The 2,989-nt window shown below is 64.6% G+C and carries 4 protein-coding genes and 1 pseudogene; 4 read left to right on the top strand and 1 reads right to left on the bottom strand.

The features are described 5' to 3' along the window. A partial coding sequence (locus QZY01_RS00445) for a hypothetical protein (protein ID WP_294532018.1) occupies positions 1–309 on the top strand: 309 nt, incomplete at its 5' end. Between the two features lie 107 nt (positions 310–416). On the opposite strand, the gene QZY01_RS00440 is transcribed toward QZY01_RS00445, so the two are convergent. Continuing rightward, positions 417–1,190 carry a hypothetical protein gene (locus QZY01_RS00440; RefSeq protein WP_294532016.1) on the bottom strand — a complete coding sequence of 258 codons (774 nt, stop codon included), beginning with the start codon at positions 1,188–1,190 and terminating at the stop codon, positions 417–419. Between the two features lie 104 nt (positions 1,191–1,294). Between QZY01_RS00440 and QZY01_RS00435 the strand changes: the two genes are divergently transcribed. The 3 genes and pseudogenes from QZY01_RS00435 to QZY01_RS00425 form a co-directional block, all read left to right on the top strand. Then, positions 1,295–1,639 (top strand): hypothetical protein, encoded by a 345-nt coding sequence (locus tag QZY01_RS00435; protein WP_294532014.1) that lies wholly within the window; start codon positions 1,295–1,297, stop codon positions 1,637–1,639. Between the two features lie 366 nt (positions 1,640–2,005). Continuing rightward, positions 2,006–2,293 (top strand): DUF2249 domain-containing protein, encoded by a 288-nt coding sequence (locus QZY01_RS00430; protein WP_294532011.1) that lies wholly within the window; start codon positions 2,006–2,008, stop codon positions 2,291–2,293. Then, positions 2,290–2,989, top strand: a pseudogene (locus QZY01_RS00425) (hypothetical protein); the annotation flags it as partial. The gene QZY01_RS00430 and the pseudogene QZY01_RS00425, both read left to right, overlap by 4 nt.

Genomic DNA, 2,989 nt, shown 5'->3' with positions numbered 1-2,989 from the left:
CGTATCGCCAAAACGCAGGCGATCGCCAGCATTGACCCTGTCCGAGGGATTGATGCGCGCGCACCAAGAGTTTTCGCTGACCTTGGCGACAAGAATCACTTCGACTCCGATCGACGTTTCGTTCCGGACTCGAACGCCAGCGAGACGAAGGTTGGTTGTCAAATCCCGCGCTCCATTCGGATGCCCCGCTTTGGTCTTGGGCGTCGACACCTTGATGACGAAAGCGTCGCCGCTGCTTGCCGATCGCGAATTCGCCGGTTCGACGTTCTTGCTCTTTCATTCGTTGCAAACCGTCCGGCAAAAATATAACGGGATCGCGAAATCGTTCGTTGCGTCCGCGCAACGTTGTTGGGGAACAGCCTTCACAATTTCGCGGGTGAGATTTCGGTACAAGGTGCGGCGCTGTTCACCTTATCTCATCGTGCCGATTCTCCATCGCTGCTATCTTCCCGGACCGAGGCGGCCATGGAGGGAACGCGATGGCGCTGATTTCGCTGCTGACGGACGACGCCGCGATCCCGCCGCGCTGGCTGCACGTGGTCGCAGCCATGGTCTGGGTTGGCGCCGCCTTCGCGCTGGCGCGGCTCGATCTGGCCATGCGTCCGCGCGATGCGGATCCGCGTCCGCAGAGCCTGCTGCTCCATGCTGGCGGCGGCTTTCGATTCTGTCGCGCCGAAGAGGCCGACGCCGCCGAGCGGGCCTTGAACTTCAAATAGGAGGCCTATGCGACCTGGGCCATCGGCTTCGCGCAATTGTGCCTGGCTTTCTGCGCCGCGCCGCAACTCTATCTGATCGATCCCGCGCTTTGGGACGCGTCGTCCTGGGCGGCGGTCGTCGTTGTCCTCGGGCTGTTGCCGGCGGTCTGGCTGGCCTACGATCTCGGTTGCAAAAAAAGCGGGTTGGCCGGCGATTTCTTGCTCATCGCGCTCTTTGTATTTACTGCGGCTTTGGGGTTTCTGCTCACCGATCTTTTCGCCGGTCGCGCCGCTTATCCGCTGCTCGGCGCGCTGCTGGCGACGATCATGACGGCCAATATCGCCCTTGTCATCGTCCCGGCGCAAAAGAGACGGCTCGCCACATTGCGCGCCGGCCAACCGGGCTATCCTGACGACGCCAGCAACGCTGCGACGCGGGCGCTGCATAATCAATATCGGGCTTTGCCGGTGGTATTCTTCATGCTGTCCAGCCATGCGATGCTGCTTTTCGCCGCGGTCCGCACAATGGCGCCGCCGCAGCTCTGTTTCTGGCGGCGGGCTTTCTGGTCCGGCGGTTCTTTCTCAAGCGGGCGCGCGGGTTGGGCCCGGACTGGAAACTTGCCCCTACCGCCGCGGAATGTTCCGTCCTTGGCCTGCTGCTCTCGGCGCCGTTCGAGCCATCGCCCGAAAAGGCAGCGGCGCGCTCGGCCGGCGAGGCGATCGTGTCGATGCTGCATCCGGGCAATCAGGCGGCGCAAACCATTGTCGAACAGCATTGCGCAGCCTGCCACGCGGCGGCGCCGCTTCATCCCGATCTTTTTCGAGCGGCGGCGGGGCTGGATTTTTCGACCGCGGCCCAGCTAACGAAACATCGCGCCGAAATTCTGCGCGTCGCCGTTTTTTTCCAGCGCCACGCCGCCGCCTGGCGCGGCGCCGCCTCTTGATGAAGACGAGCGGCGGACACTTTTGCGCTGGGCGCAAGCGGCGCGCTGAAGACACAAAACACCGCGCCGCCTTCTCGACTGTTTTGAACTTTCCAGCGCCAGTGGCGACGAAACCCACCCGGCGCCGGCCGCCGCCGGAAACGATCGGCGCAGGGGCGAGGCGACGAAATGTCGGAAGCTCGAATTTCCGTCGATATCTACAAAATGGCGGTGCGAGGGCGCGGACTGCCGCGTCAGTAAACGCCGGGCAATCCCAGAACAAGAACCGGTTCATTGGTTGCGCTGGCGCAAAGTAGCCCTCGTCGATGATCGGCATGAATGGAGGCGTCCGCCCGCATGGCGGCGCGGCAAAGGAGCCGGGACTTCATGACAAAAGCCGCTGGAGCGCCCGACGGCTCCCGCGTGTGGCAGGCGGAGGATGGGCTTCATGTCGACGTGCGGGGGCTTCCCTGTCCCGAACCGCTGGTGACCGTGCTGAGATGGATCGACGGCGGCGAGGCCGGCGACAGGCTGACAGCGTACTTGAGCCAGGAGCCGCTGCTGCTCTATGCCGAGTTGGACGAAAGAGGATGGCGGCATCGTTTGATCCCGCCCTCTGGCGAGTCGCGGGACGATGGTCCTGTCGTCCTCGAAATCGTTCGGCCCCGTCCATGACCAACGCCGGCGCGTTTCTTGGCTCGGCCAAAAGCCGGCTGTTGCCGGCGTCCATACCATTCCGGTTCTTCGCTGCCGCCGCCGTGCTGCATGTCGCGCTCTGGATCGCCCTGATGTTCGCCGCGGACGAAGACTTCACGGAATTTCGCGGCGGGGCCGGACCATCGCTCGCGGCGGTCCATCTGCTGACGGTCGGCGTTCTGGTCATGACCGCGATCGGCGCCGCCGTTCAGTTGCTGCCGGTGGCGACGGCGCGGCCGCTCGCGGCGGTGTGGCCGGTCAAGGCCGTATACTGGTTGCTGACCCCCGGCGTCATCGCGCTGGTCGCGGGCATGTACGCCGCCCATGTCGGCCTGATGATCGGCGGCGCGGCGGCTTGCGCGGCGGGTCTGCTGCTGTTTGCCGGCCTGTTCGCCGACAATCTGCGCCGGGCCGGGAGCATGCCCCTGGTCCGGGCCTACGGATGGGCGGCGTTGGTGTCGCTGATCCTGCTGCTGGCGCTCGGACTCGCCTTGTCGCTGGACGACAGGATCGGCTTTTTTAACGATCATGGGGCGGTCGCGCTCGCTCACATGCTCCTCGGCGCTTTCGGCTTCATGGGCATGCTGGCGCTGGGCTTCAGCCATGTGCTCGTTCCGATGTTCGCCTTGTCGAGCGCGCCGAAATCGCGCATGGCCCAAGCGGCCTTCGCTTTCG

The sequence above is a fragment of the uncultured Rhodoblastus sp. genome, from assembly GCF_903903185.1.
Taxonomy (GTDB): Bacteria; Pseudomonadota; Alphaproteobacteria; order Rhizobiales; family Beijerinckiaceae; genus Rhodoblastus.
The sequence above is the reverse complement of the archived record's forward strand: the minus strand, read 5'-3'. Positions and strand labels throughout refer to the sequence as shown.